Raw genomic sequence first — 16,286 nt, 5'->3', positions numbered from 1 at the left:
CTGTTTTGAATTATATACTCTTCTGTTTTGAAGTTAAATGAAATCAATATTCCGTAAATTTCGTCAATTTTTTTCATTCTGATTAAATTTTCGTCAATTTCAAGCATTTCTTTGCATTTTTTTGCTTTACAAAATGCATATTTTACTATACAATAACATCGATGAATATAGCACATTGACATATCAAGGGGTTGAAAAAATGGAAAACTACGGTGCTACTCTGAAAAAGTTAATAAAATTCACTAATGTAAAACTATCCACTGTTGCAGACGCCGCCGGATACGATGTTTCATATATAAGCAAATGGTGCAATCAATCCAAGCTGCCGGCAGCAAGAGTTGCCGGTTCAATCAACAAAAATCTTTCACAAATTTTCGCATCGGAAATAATATCACAAGGAGAGCTGGAAAACTTCTGCAATGAATTCAACGTAATAGTTACGGAGGAACAGCTTTCGGCATACCTCCACACATTGTTAAAGGATACATTTAAAAATACCTTGTCCTTAAATGACAAGGATGTTAAAAAAAGTGAAGAACTTAGAACAAAAATACTATATAATCCATCGGAAATAACAAGATTTATGGACAGTGAACTCCCCGGACTTATTGCAAGCGATTCTGAGCCGATAGAAATTCTCTGTACCATGGACATTTCAACAATGGTTAATGCACAGCATTTAATTAATGAAGATTATACTTCCGACCGAAAGATACGCATACGCATGGGTGTTAATCCCAAAACACTCACCGGTAAAAAATACTTGCAGCTTTATTACCTTATAAACAAATACCATTGGGTATCCTTTGATATTTATGACAACACTGCCTTTGGTGAACGTAATCTTATAGTCGTTAAAAACAAGCTTGCACTTCTGCTCTCACTTGATAACCGAGGCAATCCGACAATAGTAACCGTTATACATGACAAAGATATTGTTAACACACTTTTCACACAGACAATGGCATTATTCAAAATACATCACGTACTTATTATGGCGACAACCTCCGAAGAGCTTAATCTAAACGGATATAGGAGTAATTTCTACGCCTTTGACGATTACCAGATATTCCTTACAAGAGGCTTTGAATATCTGCTGCCGCCGAATATTGTTGAAAAAATAGTAGCAGCAGCCTATGAACAGGGCTACGACAGCTCAACAGAAAAGATACTCCGTACACTTTTTGACCGTTGGGACGAAATATCTCACAACGGAAAAATGGATTTTTTCTTCACAAAGTCTGGCTTACTTAAATACATAGATGATGGCGAATTTTATTTTACGGATATTATTTACCGTATGACAATAGATGAACGAAAAGAGCATATTAATTATGTTTTGAATATCGCAAAGGTCAATCCGAATATCAATTTTTACGTTATTGATGATGAGGACATACCTTATCCGAATAATTTGTTCTCATTCTCTATATTTAACAACCACAGCAAGCTGTTCCTTAAAAATAACCGCAGATTTACCGGTGGTTCGGGACCGCAGTTCTATACTGTTCTGAATGAAACAATGATAGCCGAAATAGGAAAATGCTACGAAGAAATCAAGCACATGGATTTCTGCATGAACTTCCCATGTACCGCATTGGAAAGCTTTATGTCGCAGTATGGTGCAATGGTTTACCGTATGCTCTCACTCAGTGATATTAAGAGCCCGTACAAAAAGAAATAAAGTTTAAAACACAACAAAAAAGCCTGACACCGAATTAATCCGGTATCAGGCTTTTCCTGTAAGAGTAAAATTTATATTTATTTATCTTTTAATTACTTTTTAGCAGCTGTCATAACCTGTTTAGCGATGATAACCTTCTGGATTTCTGAAGTACCTTCATAAATCTCTGTGATCTTTGCATCTCTGTACATTCTTTCAACAGGATATTCCTTCATGTAACCATATCCGCCATGGATCTGCATTGCAAGGTTTGTTACCTCTCTTGCTACCTTTGAGTTATGAAGCTTGCACATTGAAGCCTCTTTTGTATAAGGTTTGCCTACTGTACGAAGGTATGCTGCATGGTATACCATCCATTTTGCTGTTTCGATTTCTGTTGCCATATCTGCAATGTACCACTGGATTCCCTGAAGCTTTGAAATAGGTTTTCCGAACTGTACTCTCTGCTCGATATATGAAAGTGATTCATCAAGAGCGCCTTCTGCAAGTCCGAGTGCGATTGCTCCTACACCGATTCTTGCTCCGTCAAGTGAGTTCATTGCGATTCCGAAGCCTTTGCCTTCCTGGCCTACAAGGTTTGCCTTGGGAACACGGCAGTCATCGAAGAAGAGCTCTGCTGTTTCTGAGCATCTGATACCCATTTTGTCTTCAATCTTACCTGTTGAGAAGCCCTTCATGCCTTTTTCTACAATGAATGCTGACATACCCTTTGCACCGAGTGAAGGATCTGTAAGTGCGAATACTAAGATAGCATCTGCTCTTGCTCCGCCTGTGATGAAGCATTTGTTTCCGTTAAGTACATATTCATCTGTTGCAGGATCATAAACTGCTGTTGTCTTTGCTGATGCAGGGTCTGATCCGGCACAAGGCTCTGTAAGTGCGAATGCTGTGTAGTATCCTTCTTCTGCGATACGAGGATAGAATCTCTTTTTCTGCTCCTCTGTACCATATTTTTCAAGAGCCTGTACAAACATACCATGTACAGCAAGGATTGTTGCTACCGCACCGTCTTTTTTAGCAATTTCTTCAATAGCTATCATTCTTTCGATGTCTGTTGCTTCGGGTCCGCCGTATGATTCGGGAACGCCGATTGCTGTAAGTCCCATATCTGCCATCATTTTGAATACATCTACGGGGAATACGTCTTTTTCATCGTTTTCTTTTGCTCTGGGGCCGATTTCCTTCTCGGCAAGCTCTCTTACCATCTTCTGAAGGTCAAGCTGATTTTCATTAAATTCAAAATCCATAATTTTATCCTCCTACATAAGTTTGATTGTATTTGTATCGGTTTTCTAACTGATTTGAATTATATACCATATTGTTTTGAAGTTAAATGAAATCAACGTGCAACGTATTTAGTCAAGTTGATTAAATCAAGTCAAAAAATTCAAATTTTCCTATTCATGATTTAATACAAAAAATAATAAGCCCGATACTAAATTAACTTCAATACCGGACTTATTTATTGGATTTTACCTAAATAATCAATTATTTCTCATCTTCGACCAACGCTTTTACTTCATGTGCCTCGATTAATTTCACATCGGGATTTTTCTCCATAAACGCATTGAGTGTATACTGATTTGCAAAAAGTATAAGCGGACGCATAAAGTGGTCGAACACAAGCGTACTTCTTGTGTTAAGAAGCTCCTTAATATCATCCTTTTCCATATCAAGCACCCAGCGTGCAACGCTGTAATCAAGGCTTTCCATACGTACCTCTGAATTATATTCATTACGAAGTCTATATTCAAAAACCTCAAACTGGAGCTGTCCGACCGCACCAAGCACAACCTCGTTATATTCATTTGTATAAACCTGGATAGCACCTTCCTGTGCGAGCTGTTCAACGCCCTTCTGGAACTGCTTTGCCTTCATTGTATCTGCCGGACGAACTCGCATAAAAAGCTCCGGCGGGAATGTAGGAAGCGGCTCAAAGAATATTTTTTCCTTACTGTCTGTAAGTGTATCACCAATCTGATAATTACCGGAATCATATATACCGATAATATCTCCGGCATAAGCAACATCAACGGTTTCTCTGTCGTTTGCCATAAGCTGTGTTGACTGTGCAAGCTTCATCTGCTTTCCTGTTCTTGTAAGTGTAACGGTCATACCTCTTTCAAAAACGCCGGAGCATATACGAAGGAATGCAAGTCTGTCACGATGTGCGGGATTCATATTTGCCTGTATCTTGAATATAAATCCACTGAAATAATCATCAGTAGGAAGAACCTCGCCCGTTGTTGTTTTTCTTGGGCCGGGAGCCGGTGACATATCAAGGAAATGCTCAAGGAAATCGGTAACACCGAAGTCAACGAGAGCCGAACCGAAAAATACCGGAGAAAGCTTTCCTTTGTCAATAAGGTCAATATCAAATTCATTTCCGGCACCGTCAACAAGCTCAATTTCATTTCTGAGGATTTCAAGGTTTGCGTCACTTATAACGCCTTCGAGCTCATGTCCGAAAACGCCGTCTTCACCAAGCTCAATAACCTTTTCTTCTCTGTAAAGACGTACATAATTTTTCTGGCGATTATATATACCTTCAAAAAGCTGGCCACTGCCAATCGGCCATGTTACAGCAACCGAAGGAAGTCCGAGTGCGTCCTCCAGATCCTCAAGAAGCTCAAGCGGATCCTTTGCCTGACGGTCGAGCTTGTTTATGAATGTAAATATGGGAATACCACGCATACTGCATACCTTAAAGAGCTTCTGTGTCTGTGCCTCGACACCCTTTGCGGAGTCGATAACCATTACGGCACTGTCAACAGAGGTAAGTATACGGTAAGTATCCTCACCGAAGTCGTTATGTCCCGGTGTATCCATAATAGATACAACCTTGCCGTTATATTCAAACTGCATTACAGATGATGTAACGGAGATACCACGCTGTTTCTCTATTTCCATCCAGTCACTTTTTGCGGCTTTTCCTGTCTTTCTTGCTTTTACCGAGCCTGCCTCACGGATAGCACCGCCGTGATACAGAAGCTTTTCCGTAAGTGTTGTTTTACCTGCGTCGGGATGTGATATAATACCGAAAATACGGCGTTTATTTATTGCTTCAATACTTGTTGCTGCCATATTGTTTTTCCTTTCTTCAATCAAAATACTGTGAAAACATTGGGGTAATGCCCATAATATTTAAAAGTAAGTTTTTTCTTCCCAAAGCACAGGCTCTCCCTTTGCGAGGCTTGCCTGCACATCTATTGTACGCTGATTGCTGCTGCCCTTGAACCTAAGCTCAAGCGATCTTTTATCCAATTCAAAGCGTCCGTCCACCAAGACATCTGATGACTTAAGCAGACGCATGAAGTCTTCTCTTCCGCTGTTTATAATCTGCTCATAGGTATAGCCGGTGAATGTCCATACGTTAAGCCCAAGCTTTTTAACACCTTCGGCTATAACCGCACATGCTTCCGGCTGATAAAAAGGATCTCCGCCGGTAAGTGTTACACCGTCATAAAGCGGATTTTCTGCCGCCAGCTCAATTATTCTGTCTGTGGTCATAACCTTTCCGCCGTTCGGATCATGGCTTTCTGGATTATGACAGCCTTCACAGTTATGAATACAGCCCTGTGTAAACACAGCCATTCTTATTCCCGGACCATCAACAATCGAATCTCCCTGTATTCCAAAAATTCTTATATCCATTTTTGTTACCTCTGTTCTTTATCCGACAGCCTTTTGCTGAATTCTGCCAGATATTTTTTATCCTTATCGGTAAGTGCCGCTGTTTCGAGCAAATCCGGACGCTTAAGAAGTGTTCTTTCCAATGCCTTTTCGTGCCGCCACTTATCTATATTTGCATGATGTCCCGACATAAGCACATCGGGAACCGTTCTTCCCATAAATTCCACAGGTCTTGTATACTGGGGATATTCCAGAAGTCCGTCTGAAAAGCTTTCGTCCTCAAAACTTTCCTCTTTGCCGAGAACGCCCGGAATAAGCCTTGAAACCGCATCAATAATCGTTATTGCCGCAAGCTCTCCGCCTGTCAGAATAAAATCACCTATCGAAATCTCGTCGGTGACAATCTCTTCGACAACTCGCTCGTCAATGCCTTCGTAATGTCCGCAAAGGAGCATTATATTCTTTTCTTCGGAAAGCTCCTCGGCTATGGACTGATCAAACCTTCTTCCCTGTGGTGTCATAAACACAACACGCATATCGCCTTCCTTATCCACAATACTCTTATAAGCATCATAAACAGGCTGAGGCTGCATAACCATTCCGGCACCTCCGCCATAGGGATAATCGTCAACATGTCTGTGCTTATTTTTTGTAAAATCTCTTATATTTACGGCATTTATGCCGATTATTTCCTCTTTTATTGCCCTTCCCGTTATGCTGTGGGAAAGCGTATCGTTTATCATTTCCGGAAAAAGTGTAAGTATATGAAAATTAAGTAAGCCCATTAATCTCTCAGACCTTCCATAAGACTGACTGTCATTTTTCCTTCTGCTATATCCACAGAAATAATACACTGCTTTATTGCCGGAATAAGAAGCTCTTTTCCGCCTGTGCCTTCACCCTTTACGGCGTAAACATCGTTTGCTCCCGTTGTATATATTTCCGTAAGCTTTCCGAGATATTCGCCTTCAACCGTATATACGTCAAGGTCATACAAATCTCTTGTATAATACTCGTCCTTACCGAGCGGAAGTGCCTTTTCGGCAGGAATAAGTATTCTGCCGCCCTTAAGCTTTTCGGCATCGTTTATATCGTTATATTCATCAAGCGTAAGGAGCACAAAGTTCTTGTGATAAGCAACCTTATTCACCTTACACACTTTTTTCTCATTTTTATATTCAACAATAACTTCTTTAAGCAGACTGAAACGATCCGGCTCGTCTGTTGTGGGAAATATTCTTAAAGTTCCCTTTATGCCGTGTGTGCCTGCTATTTTTCCGATTTCAAAATAATTATCCATTTTATCTCCCATATCAGAAAAAAGTTAGGAGCAAAACTCCGCTACTCCTAACTTAAAAATTTCTTATATCAATTCCAAGATATTTACTGTACTATTTCAACCACAATTCTCTTATCCTCATGGATAGCTGCGGCCTTAACAACAGTTCTGATAGCCTTGGCAATTCTGCCCTGCTTTCCAATAACCTTGCCCATGTCCTCCGGAGCAACCTTAAGCTCAAGAATGATAGAACGCTCACCCTTAACCTCTGATACGGTTACGGCATCGGGATTGTCAACAAGGTTTCTGGCTATTACCTCCAGTAATTCTTTCATAGATGTTCCTCCGATTCCGGCAAGGATTAGTCAACAACTCCTGCTTTCTTTAATAAAGCCTTAGCTGTATCTGACATCTGAGCACCTTTAGCAATCCAAGCCTTAGCCTGATCAGCATCTACCTTTAATACAGCGGGTTCCTTTGTAGGATCATAGTATCCGATTTCATCAATAGATTTACCGTTTCTTGATGTTCTCTGGTCAGCAACTACGATTCTATAAAAGGGTGCCTTCTTAGCTCCGAGTCTTTTTAATCTGATTCTTACCATTTTGTTTGTCCTCCTATTAATTTAGCATATAGATTATTTTATAATTGTATGTTTTAGCCTGACGGCATTTATACCTGAATAATATTATCTGAACATTCCGGGAATTTTAAAGCGGCCCTTTTTACCTTTTGCCATTTTTCCCATCATATTCATCTGTTTCATCATTTTTTTCATTTCTTCAAACTGTTTAAGCAGTCTGTTGACCTCTGCAATGGTTCTGCCCGAACCGTTTGCGATACGTTTCTTTCTCGGGCCGTTCAGTATGGAAGGATCCTGTCTTTCCTCTTTTGTCATGGACTGTATAATAGCCTCGATATGTGCCATATCCTTAGGATTTACCTCAACATCGTTAAGATTGAACTGGCTCATTCCGGGAATCATACCGAGCAGATCCTTAAGCGGTCCCATTTTTTTAATCTGCTGCATCTGGTCGAGAAAATCTTCAAGATTGAAGTCGTTGTTACGCATTTTCTCCGCCATTTCGGCAGCCTGCTTCTCGTCATAATTCTGCTGTGCTTTTTCGATAAGCGAAAGCACATCTCCCATGCCGAGTATTCTTGATGCCATACGGTCGGGATAGAAAGGCTCAAGGTCCTCCATTTTTTCGCCCATACCGATATATTTGATGGGCTTGCCTGTTACACTTCTTACCGAAAGTGCGGCACCGCCTCTTGCATCACCGTCTAACTTTGTAAGGATTATACCGTCAACACCGAGCTGTGAATTAAAGCTGTCGGCAACGGTAACCGCATCCTGACCTGTCATTGCATCAACAACAAGCAGTATTTCCTGAGGCTTAACAGCGGCTTTGATGTTCTGAAGCTCCTCCATAAGCTCTTCATTTATATGAAGTCGTCCGGCGGTATCTATAAGAATAACATCGTTTCTGTTTTTCTGAGCCTCAATAACGGCTTGTTTTGCAATTTCAACCGGGCTTACCTTATCTCCCATATCGAAAACGGGAATATTATAATTGTTTCCTACAACCTGTAACTGCTTTATAGCGGCAGGTCTGTAAACATCGCAGGCAACGAGCAAAGGATTTTTACCCTGTTTTCTGAGAAGCCCGGCAAGCTTTCCGGAGGTTGTTGTTTTACCGGCACCCTGTAAGCCGACCATCATATATATTGTAGGCGGTTTATTGGAAAATGTAAGCTTGCTCTGTGCGGAACCCATAAGCTCTACAAGCTCTTCATTAACTATTTTGATAACCTGCTGTCCGGGTGTAAGGCTTCCCATAACCTCTGCACCAACAGCACGTTCGTTTACCTTGTTTACAAACTGTTTAACTATTTTATAATTGACGTCTGCCTCAAGAAGCGCAAGCTTAACCTCTCTCATGGCGTCCTTTACGTCTTTTTCTGTAAGCTTTCCTTTGCTTCTGAGCTGTCTGAATACATTCTGAAGCTTATCGGATAAATTTTCAAAAGCCATATATTTTCCTCCGTCATTCAGTTATTTCATCAACAGCTTTTCTTATTTTCTCCGCAATGGCAACTGCCTCGGGAGAGAAAGCACATTTATCCTCAAGCTCATCAATAAGCCTTCTGATTTGCTGAGCAGAATTTCTGTCCGCCATAAATCTTTCCACAAGTCCAAGCTTCTGTTCATATTCCGAAAGTATTTTTTCTGTCCTTTTGAGCTGGTCACGAACCGCCTGCCGGCTTATATCAAGCTCACCCGCAATTTCGGTAAGCGACATATCGTTCTGATAAAAAAGCTCGTATATTTCCTTCTGCTTGTCTGTCAAAAGCTCTCCGTAAAAATCATAGAGAAGCGTTGTTTTTAAAATATCCATTCTATACCTCCGCAGTGCTTTCAGCTTACGGCTGTAAAGTAAAATAACTTTACCTGTGATATTCTAATATAATGCGTATAGTTTGTCAAGCATTTTTACTTTACAAAATGAATTTTTTATTTAAAAAGCCGTTTTGCTCAATATCCGGCAAAACGGCTTGATTTAACTCATTTATTATTTTTTAAGCTCTGCCGCAATGATTTCTTCCTTACGTTTAAGAAGATCATCACCCATGAGCTGTTCCTCAACATATTCAAAACCAAGTCTGTTTATTGTATCATTGAAACGCTCTCCGTCTTTGCCCTGATCCTTGAAGAAAAGGAGTGCCTTTTCAACAACCTCAAGAACCTCCTGCTCACTTGTGAATATTTTTGTAAGCTGTCTGCCTTGTGCAACTCTCTTGCCCCAACGACCGCCGATGATTACCGCATAGCCGTAAACACCGTCTTCGATTGAACCGAATGGACACTTGCCTACACAACGTCCGCATTTGTTGCATGATTCTTCGGGAATAACAAGCTTTCCGTTTTCCACATGAGGAACATGTACGGGACAAGCCTTTTCTACCGCACATACCTTACATCCCTTACATTTATCAGCATTGAACTGAGGTATTCTTCTTCCGCTTATGCCAACATCATTAAGATTGGGCTTTACGCAGTTATTTGGACAACCACCAACTGCAATTTTAAACTTATGCGGAAGCTTAACAGAGCCATAGCCCTTATAGAAAATCTTATGAACCTTCTCGGAAAGTGCATATGTATCGCAAAGACCATACTGGCATGTTGTACCCTTACATGAAACAATAGGTCTTACTTTGGGGCCTGTGCCGCCTGCCTCAAGACCTACCTTGCCAATACTTTCGCAGAATGCGTCAATCTTATCAAAGGGAATTCCCTGTACCTCTGCCGAAAGTCTTGTTGTGAAAGCAACTTCGCCTGAGCCGAACTCGTCTGCCGCATCGGCAAGAGCTCTGCACTGCTCCGATGTTATTTTTCCGTTTACCGTTACCACTCTGGCATTGAATTTATCCGTACCCTTCTGGTTAAGAAATCCTCTGCCTTTTACGCTTTTGATTTCGTCCTGTGTTAATACTCTTTCGTTTTCCATTAGTATATCCTCCTTAAACCTTACCTGAATATACATACCCCTATATATATTTCGGTAAATCCCGTAAATCCACTGTTTATAATGGTTTTAATCGGTATTGACATAATTATAGCACCACTTTATAATATTATAAAATTATTTATTTTTATCTAACAATAAATTTATATTATAGTTATATCAATCGTCATTTCTGCAAAATCATTTTATAAAATTTCAGTTATGCAAAATATAGTATTAAGAGGTGATTTTTTGCTCGATTTCAGAATGGAAACCTTTCTCGCCGTCTGCGAATGTATGAACTTTACCAAAGCATCACAGAAGCTCAATATAACACAGCCTGCCGTATCACAGCATATACATTATATCGAGGATTATTACGGCACCAAGCTTTTCGTCTATCAGGGAAAAAAGCTCCATCTTACCGAGGCCGGCGAATATCTGCGTTCTGCAGCTCTTACCATGCGCCATGACGACATCTATCTTCGTGATAAGCTGAGCACATATGGCACACAAAAGCAGGAGCTTAGGCTCGGTGCAACACTGACAATAGGCGGCTTTGCCATAAAAGGCTTTATTGCCGATTATCTCAAGGAAAATCCCGACCTTAACGTAAAGCTGATTGTTGCCGACACAAAGGATATTTGTGATATGCTCGTTACCGGAGATTTGGATTTTGCCCTTGTTGAAGGCTATTTCCCGAAATCCGAATATGACTCGCTCATATTTTCCCATGAAAACTTCATAGGTGTATGCTCCGGCGAATTTAATCTTGATGGCAGAACAACCAATATTGCCGACTACATAAACGAGCGTCTTATTATACGTGAACCCGGCTCAGGTTCAAGGGAGATTTTTGAGCGTTATCTTCACGAAAGAAATTTTAAGGTCGAGGATTTTAAATCGGTTGCTGTCATAAACAACATAAATGTCATTAAGGACATGGTCATTAATAATTGTGGAATTACATTTATATATGAAGAGGCTGTGCGTGAGGATATTGCGGAAGGACGGCTCAAAAAAATACCGCTGAGAGATTTTCCCGTACACCATGATTTTTATTTCATATGGCGTAAAAACAGCATATATTATAAATACTACACCGAAATGTTCCGCAGAATAAAAAAATACAGAATGTAAAAAACAAAAAATAAGTCTCGGAAAATGATTATCCAAAATCCGAGACTGTTTTAATTTTATTTATTTTTCAAATAATGCCTTTGCAAATTCCGAAGGATTGAATTCCTGTAAATCCGCAATGCCTTCGCCTACACCGATATATCTTACCGGTATATTAAGCTCATTTTTGATTGCTATTACTATACCGCCCTTTGCGGTACCGTCAAGCTTTGTAAGTATAAGCCCCGTAATATCCGCAACTTCATTAAACAGCTTTGCCTGCTGTAAAGCATTCTGTCCGGTTGTTGCGTCAAGAACAAGGAATACCTCTGTGTTTGCCTCGGGATATTCTCTTCCGATTACTCTGGCTATTTTCTTGAGCTCGTCCATAAGGTTCTTCTTATTATGAAGTCTGCCTGCCGTATCGCATATAAGTACATCGGTCTTACGGTTCTTTGCGGCATTTACCGCATCAAAAACAACTGCCGCCGGATCGGAATTTTCCTCATGGCATATTACATCGACGCCGGAACGTTCACCCCATATTTTAAGCTGGTCAATGGCTGCTGCACGGAATGTATCGGCTGCGGCAAGCATAACGCTTTTGCCTTCTGCCTTATAATTAGCCGCAAGCTTGCCTATTGTTGTTGTCTTTCCTACTCCGTTTACACCGATAACGAGAATAACCGTAGGCGGTACAATCTTAAACTCTTCCTCTGCACCTTCCACAAGTATTTCGGCAATTTCGTCCTGGAGCATACCCGTTATAAGTGCCGGATCCTCTGCGTGCTCTTTTTTTACACGCTTTTTAAGGTTTTCTATTACCTTAAGTGTTGTATCAACACCGAGGTCTGCCATTATAAGTGCCTCTTCAAGCTCATCAAAAAGGTCATCATCAATCTTTGTAAAGCCGCCGAGAACCGATTCGATTCCGCCGAATATATTTTTCTTTGTCTTTTCAAGCCCGAGTTTAAGTCTTGCAAAAAATCCAAGCTTATGCTCTTCTTCCGGCTGTTCATCTTCAACTTCGCCATTTTCCTCCGTATCGGACTCTTCTGTTTCTTCCTCTTCATTCTCAGTTTCTTCAACTGTTTCTTCAGTTTCAGCTTCTTCGACTGCCTCTTCGTTGGCTTCCTCCGGCTGTTCTTCCTCTGTTGCTTCTTCCGATGTTTCCTCTTCAATCTCTTCGGATTCTTCCTCTTCAAAAGCCTCCGGATTGTTCACATGCTCGGTAACATCATCATTTATTTCGTTTTCAATCTGTGTTACGTTTTCAACGACCTCGGAAACGACCTCGTCGGAAACAGGCTCGTTTGTTTCTTCCTCTATCTCGTCAGCAACCTCATGCACGATCTGCTCAACGCTTTCCTCTGCATTGGTTTCCTCTGTCTTTACATCTTCCTCTTTATTTCTGTATTCCGCTCCCTTAAGGAAATCAAAAAATCCCATATAGTTATTACCTCCGTAATTATTATATTGCGTTATCCCTTACAGCCTCATCAAACTTAACCGATACTATTTTGGAAACACCGGCCTCCTGCATTGTTACGCCGTAAAGCACATCTGCGGCCTCCATAGTACCCTTTCTGTGAGTGATAACAATAAACTGTGTTTCGTTCGAAAATCTCTGCAAATAATCACCGAAACGCAGTACGTTTGCATCATCAAGTGCGGCCTCGATTTCGTCCAGTATACAGAACGGCGACGGCTTCATCTTGAGTATCGAGAACAATATGGCTATTGCCGTAAGCGCTCTTTCTCCACCGGAAAGCAGCATCATTGACTGCAAGGTCTTTCCGGGCGGCTGTGCAATAATATCTATTCCAGAATCCAGAACATTGTCCTCTTCGGCAAGCTTAAGATATGCCTGTCCGCCTCCGAACATTTCTCTAAAAACATCATTGAAGTTGTCCGATATAATTTCAAGCTTTTCCCTGAACTGCTTTTCCATAAGAGAAGACAAATCCTTGATTATGGTTTTCAGCTTTTCCTCTGCCTGTATTATATCCTCCTTCTGCTTTGTGAGGAATTCATAACGATCTCTCGTTTCGGTATATTCCTCAACAGCATTTACATTGACCGTTCCCAGAGTTCTTATACTTCCTCTCAATTCCGAAGCATTCTTTGAAAGCTCTCCGGCAGAAGCGTCTGTTTCGGGATATTTCAATGCCTCCGGATATGTAATTTCGTAATTGTCCCACATACTGTCGAAAAGGCGTTTTTTATCCTCCTCGAGCTTTTCCGACTTTGTTTCAAGCCTTACAAGCTCATTTTTGTATTTGAGTATTGTTTCACGGCAGTTTTCGACATTTTTTTCTATTGTTTCCAGCTTTTGTGCCGCACCTCTGCGGCTTTCCAGTGTTTCCGCAAGTGTGCCGTCCTTTTCGGTCTTCTGTTCACGAAGTTTTTCGGTTTTTTCTGCGGTTTCGGCAAGCATTTTTTCCTTTTCGGCTTTTTCCGCAAGAGCATTTTCTATTGCCCCGTCGGCATTTTTTGTGGTTTCAATAAGCTTTTTGTTTTCCGCATTGATACGGGAAATACTCTCCTCAAAGCCTTTTTTCTGTGCCTCAATGGACGAAAGCTTTACCTTAAGTGCCGTTATTTCGTCAGAAAGGCTTGTTCTTCCGCTCTTGCTGTCCTCAGCCGAATGTCTGAAATTATCAAGCATTTTTTCTGTTTCGGCAATAGTGCTTTCAAGCTCGCCAAGCTCCTTCTGTGCATTATCAAAATCGTTTTTCGCACTGTCGTTCTGCTCGGTAAGCTGTGTTTTTTCTATATCGATAAGCTTAATTCTGTATTCAAGCTCTTTTACGGAATTATTGACGCTTTCAAGCTCCTTTAATGCCGTAATTTTTGAAATATTTATTTCGTTTATTTCTTCCTTAAGCTCATTTTCTCTTTCGGCAAGCTTCTTTAACTCCTGTGAACGCTGTCCGCCTTCCGCACGAAGATTTTTGCAGGCAGTCATCAAAGCATCAATTTCTGATTTGATACCGTCCATTTCACGTTTTCTCGAAAAAACACTGCTGCCTTTTCTGCCGGAACTACCGCCGGTTATTGCACCGCCGGGCATAAATACATCGCCTTCAAGCGTAACTATTCTGTGGCTCTGTTTATATTTTCTTGCAAATACAATGGCATTATCCATGTTGTCCATAACGACAATTCTGCCCAAAAGACTTTCCACAATGCCTTTGTATTTTTCATCATACTTAACGAGATCAGACGCCGCCGCAACAACGCCATTTTCCCGAAGTATACTATCCTTTTCGTTTCCGAAGGTTCTTCCCTTAACCGTTGCGATAGGAAGGAAGGTTGCCCTTCCGAGCTGACGGCTTTTCAGATAATTTACAGCCGTCTTTGCATCATTTTCGTTATTCACAACTATGGACTGCATACTTCCGCCCAAAGCCGTTTCAATGGCAGTTTCGTATTTTGCATCGGTTTTCAAAAGCTCCGCAACAGCACCATGAACTCCGCCGAAGGCCTTATCTCCGTTATCCTTAAGCTGTAAAACCGCCTTTACGGATTTATAATATCCGTCATGCTCACGCTCCATATCTGTAAGAACACGAAGTCTTGACTGTTTTTCCGTAAGGCTTTTATTCTTTTCCTCAAAACTTTTACGGAGTGTTTCTATCGTATTTTTTATACTCTGCTGTTTAGCTTCGTTTCTGTCAAGCTCTTTCCTTAATTCAAGAATATCCTCTTCCGCCTGCTCGCTTTTTTCGTTAAGCTCGGAAAATCTTTTCTTTATTTCGTCAAGCCTTTCGGCATTTTCGGCTCTGTCACTGTCTATTCGGCTTTTTCTTGCCTCAAACTGCTCGAGCATAAGCTTTATTCTTTCGCAGTTACTTTTTAAGTCAGCCGAAATCTTGATTTTTTCAATTACGTCGGCTTTAATCTCTTCTATTTTTTTCTCATGCTCATTTTCTTTATTAAGCATAATTCCGAGGAAATTTTCCTTTTCGGAAAGCTGGCTGTTTAACAGCTCTGTTTCATTATTTATGTTTATTATCTGGGCACGATATTTTTCGGTCTCTGCCAAAGCCGCCGCCGTTTTTTCGGCTGCCTCATTTTTTTCTGTATTCAGTCGAAGTACCGTTTCCTCCAGATTTTTTATCTGTTCCTGTGTAAGAAGGCTTATGCCTTCGTTTTTTTCTATTTCTGCGGCAAGCTCGGTAAGCATTCGGTTGAGCTCCTCCGTATCGGAATTAAGCCTTTCTGTCTGCTCCTTTATGCTTTCGCTGTCAGCCTTGAATTTTTCAAGGTTATTTTCATTTAAAGCTATATTTTCATTTACGGATTTTACAAGCTCTTCGGTTTTTGACACTTCGCTTTCAATCTTCTGTCCGTTTATTCTGAAAAGCTGAATATCAGCCTCCTTAAGCTGTGCATACAGCTCAAGATATTTTTTAGCCTTCTCTGCCTGTTTTTCGAGAGGCCCTATTTTGGACTCTATCTCGCTTATTATATCGGTAATTCTGATAAGGTTCTGCTGTTCACGCTCAAGCTTTGTTTCTGCCTCGGTTCTTCTGTTTTTATATTTAACTATTCCGGCGGCCTCTTCAAAAAGTCTTCGTCTGTCCTCGGATTTATTGGAGAGTATCTCGTCTATCTTGCCCTGTCCGATAATGCTGTATCCGTCACGACCTATACCGGTATCCATAAAAAGCTCGTATATGTCCTTAAGACGGCATTCCACACCATTTATGGAATAACTGCTTTCGCCGGAGCGATAAACACGCCTTGTTATCTTTATTTCCGTATAATCAACAGGAATTTTTTTGTCTGAATTATCCACCGTCATTGAAACCTCGGCAAAGCCGACAGGCTTTCTGTTAGCTGTTCCGGCAAATATAACGTCCTCCATTTTTCCACCACGAAGGCTTTTTGCACGCTGTTCGCCAAGAACCCATCTAACCGCATCGGAAATATTGCTTTTTCCGCTTCCGTTGGGACCTACTACGGCTGTAATTCCTTTATTAAATTCAAGCCTTACCTTCTCAGGGAAGGATTTAAAGCCTTGTAAATCCAGTTCCTTTAAATACATCGGCAC

14 protein-coding genes are annotated in these 16,286 nt (G+C 40.8%); 2 read left to right on the top strand and 12 right to left on the bottom strand.

Translation table 11 applies throughout. The features are described 5' to 3' along the window. Window positions 1-199: 199 nt before the first annotated feature. Window positions 200-1,684: a hypothetical protein gene (locus KQI66_RS08890; RefSeq protein ID WP_216428705.1), complete on the top strand. Its 1,485-nt coding sequence runs from the start codon at window positions 200-202 to the stop codon at window positions 1,682-1,684. Window positions 1,685-1,776: 92 nt separating this feature from the next. Here the strand turns inward: KQI66_RS08890 and KQI66_RS08885 are convergent, their stop codons facing one another. The 10 genes from KQI66_RS08885 to KQI66_RS08840 all read right to left on the bottom strand — a co-directional run bounded on the left by KQI66_RS08885 (window position 1,777) and on the right by KQI66_RS08840 (window position 10,111). Continuing rightward, complete coding sequence (locus KQI66_RS08885) at window positions 1,777-2,931, bottom strand: acyl-CoA dehydrogenase family protein (RefSeq protein ID WP_216428704.1); 1,155 nt, start codon at window positions 2,929-2,931, stop codon at window positions 1,777-1,779. A gap of 241 nt (window positions 2,932-3,172) precedes the next feature. After that, window positions 3,173-4,768, bottom strand: coding sequence for a peptide chain release factor 3 (locus tag KQI66_RS08880; protein ID WP_216428702.1), 1,596 nt, complete (start codon window positions 4,766-4,768; stop codon window positions 3,173-3,175). Between the two features lie 60 nt (window positions 4,769-4,828). Further along, window positions 4,829-5,338 (bottom strand): anaerobic ribonucleoside-triphosphate reductase activating protein, encoded by a 510-nt coding sequence (gene nrdG, locus KQI66_RS08875; RefSeq protein ID WP_216428700.1) that lies wholly within the window; start codon window positions 5,336-5,338, stop codon window positions 4,829-4,831. Window positions 5,339-5,343: 5 nt separating this feature from the next. Next, window positions 5,344-6,102, bottom strand: coding sequence for a tRNA (guanosine(37)-N1)-methyltransferase TrmD (gene trmD / locus KQI66_RS08870; protein ID WP_216428697.1), 759 nt, complete (start codon window positions 6,100-6,102; stop codon window positions 5,344-5,346). Further along, window positions 6,102-6,629, bottom strand: a complete 528-nt coding sequence (rimM, locus tag KQI66_RS08865) for a ribosome maturation factor RimM (protein ID WP_253287714.1) — start codon at window positions 6,627-6,629, stop codon at window positions 6,102-6,104. Before rimM ends, trmD begins: the two co-directional genes overlap by 1 nt. 71 nt (window positions 6,630-6,700) lie before the next feature. Beyond that, window positions 6,701-6,931, bottom strand: coding sequence for a KH domain-containing protein (locus KQI66_RS08860; RefSeq protein WP_216428695.1), 231 nt, complete (start codon window positions 6,929-6,931; stop codon window positions 6,701-6,703). A 26-nt stretch (window positions 6,932-6,957) separates the two neighbouring features. Then, window positions 6,958-7,200: a 30S ribosomal protein S16 gene (rpsP, locus tag KQI66_RS08855; RefSeq protein ID WP_216428693.1), complete on the bottom strand. Its 243-nt coding sequence runs from the start codon at window positions 7,198-7,200 to the stop codon at window positions 6,958-6,960. Window positions 7,201-7,284: 84 nt separating this feature from the next. Then, entirely contained in the window at window positions 7,285-8,634 is a 1,350-nt protein-coding gene (gene ffh / locus KQI66_RS08850) for a signal recognition particle protein (RefSeq protein ID WP_216428691.1), read from the bottom strand. 13 nt (window positions 8,635-8,647) lie between these two features. Then, window positions 8,648-8,998 carry a YlxM family DNA-binding protein gene (gene ylxM / locus KQI66_RS08845; RefSeq protein ID WP_216428689.1) on the bottom strand — a complete coding sequence of 117 codons (351 nt, stop codon included), beginning with the start codon at window positions 8,996-8,998 and terminating at the stop codon, window positions 8,648-8,650. A 174-nt stretch (window positions 8,999-9,172) separates the two neighbouring features. Then, window positions 9,173-10,111 carry a 4Fe-4S dicluster domain-containing protein gene (locus KQI66_RS08840; RefSeq protein ID WP_253287713.1) on the bottom strand — a complete coding sequence of 313 codons (939 nt, stop codon included), beginning with the start codon at window positions 10,109-10,111 and terminating at the stop codon, window positions 9,173-9,175. Between the two features lie 249 nt (window positions 10,112-10,360). Between KQI66_RS08840 and KQI66_RS08835 the strand changes: the two genes are divergently transcribed. Beyond that, window positions 10,361-11,248, top strand: coding sequence for a LysR family transcriptional regulator (locus KQI66_RS08835; RefSeq protein WP_216428685.1), 888 nt, complete (start codon window positions 10,361-10,363; stop codon window positions 11,246-11,248). Between the two features lie 60 nt (window positions 11,249-11,308). Here KQI66_RS08835 and ftsY read toward each other — a convergent pair whose 3' ends face one another. Beyond that, a complete protein-coding gene (ftsY, locus tag KQI66_RS08830) occupies window positions 11,309-12,676 on the bottom strand; it encodes a signal recognition particle-docking protein FtsY (RefSeq protein WP_216428683.1) in 1,368 nt (455 codons plus the stop codon). A 22-nt stretch (window positions 12,677-12,698) separates the two neighbouring features. Next, entirely contained in the window at window positions 12,699-16,280 is a 3,582-nt protein-coding gene (gene smc / locus KQI66_RS08825; protein WP_216428681.1) for a chromosome segregation protein SMC, read from the bottom strand. Between the last annotated feature and the right edge of the window lie 6 nt (window positions 16,281-16,286).

The organism is Anaerotignum sp. MSJ-24, from assembly GCF_018918145.1.
GTDB lineage: Bacteria > Bacillota > Clostridia > Lachnospirales > Anaerotignaceae > Metalachnospira.
The sequence above is the reverse complement of the archived record's forward strand: the minus strand, read 5'-3'. Positions and strand labels throughout refer to the sequence as shown.

Bases quoted from the DNA above. Each gene is read 5' to 3' on its own strand.
- KQI66_RS08890 (WP_216428705.1), top strand. From the start codon at position 200: ATGGAAAACTACGGTGCTACTCTGAAAAAGTTAATAAAATTCACTAAT.
- KQI66_RS08885 (WP_216428704.1), bottom strand. From the start codon at position 2,931: ATGGATTTTGAATTTAATGAAAATCAGCTTGACCTTCAGAAGATGGTA.
- KQI66_RS08880 (WP_216428702.1), bottom strand. From the start codon at position 4,768: ATGGCAGCAACAAGTATTGAAGCAATAAATAAACGCCGTATTTTCGGT.
- nrdG (WP_216428700.1), bottom strand. From the start codon at position 5,338: ATGGATATAAGAATTTTTGGAATACAGGGAGATTCGATTGTTGATGGT.
- trmD (WP_216428697.1), bottom strand. From the start codon at position 6,102: ATGGGCTTACTTAATTTTCATATACTTACACTTTTTCCGGAAATGATA.
- rimM (WP_253287714.1), bottom strand. From the start codon at position 6,629: ATGGGAGATAAAATGGATAATTATTTTGAAATCGGAAAAATAGCAGGC.
- KQI66_RS08860 (WP_216428695.1), bottom strand. From the start codon at position 6,931: ATGAAAGAATTACTGGAGGTAATAGCCAGAAACCTTGTTGACAATCCC.
- rpsP (WP_216428693.1), bottom strand. From the start codon at position 7,200: ATGGTAAGAATCAGATTAAAAAGACTCGGAGCTAAGAAGGCACCCTTT.
- ffh (WP_216428691.1), bottom strand. From the start codon at position 8,634: ATGGCTTTTGAAAATTTATCCGATAAGCTTCAGAATGTATTCAGACAG.
- ylxM (WP_216428689.1), bottom strand. From the start codon at position 8,998: ATGGATATTTTAAAAACAACGCTTCTCTATGATTTTTACGGAGAGCTT.
- KQI66_RS08840 (WP_253287713.1), bottom strand. From the start codon at position 10,111: ATGGAAAACGAAAGAGTATTAACACAGGACGAAATCAAAAGCGTAAAA.
- ftsY (WP_216428683.1), bottom strand. From the start codon at position 12,676: ATGGGATTTTTTGATTTCCTTAAGGGAGCGGAATACAGAAATAAAGAG.
- smc (WP_216428681.1), bottom strand. From the start codon at position 16,280: ATGTATTTAAAGGAACTGGATTTACAAGGCTTTAAATCCTTCCCTGAG.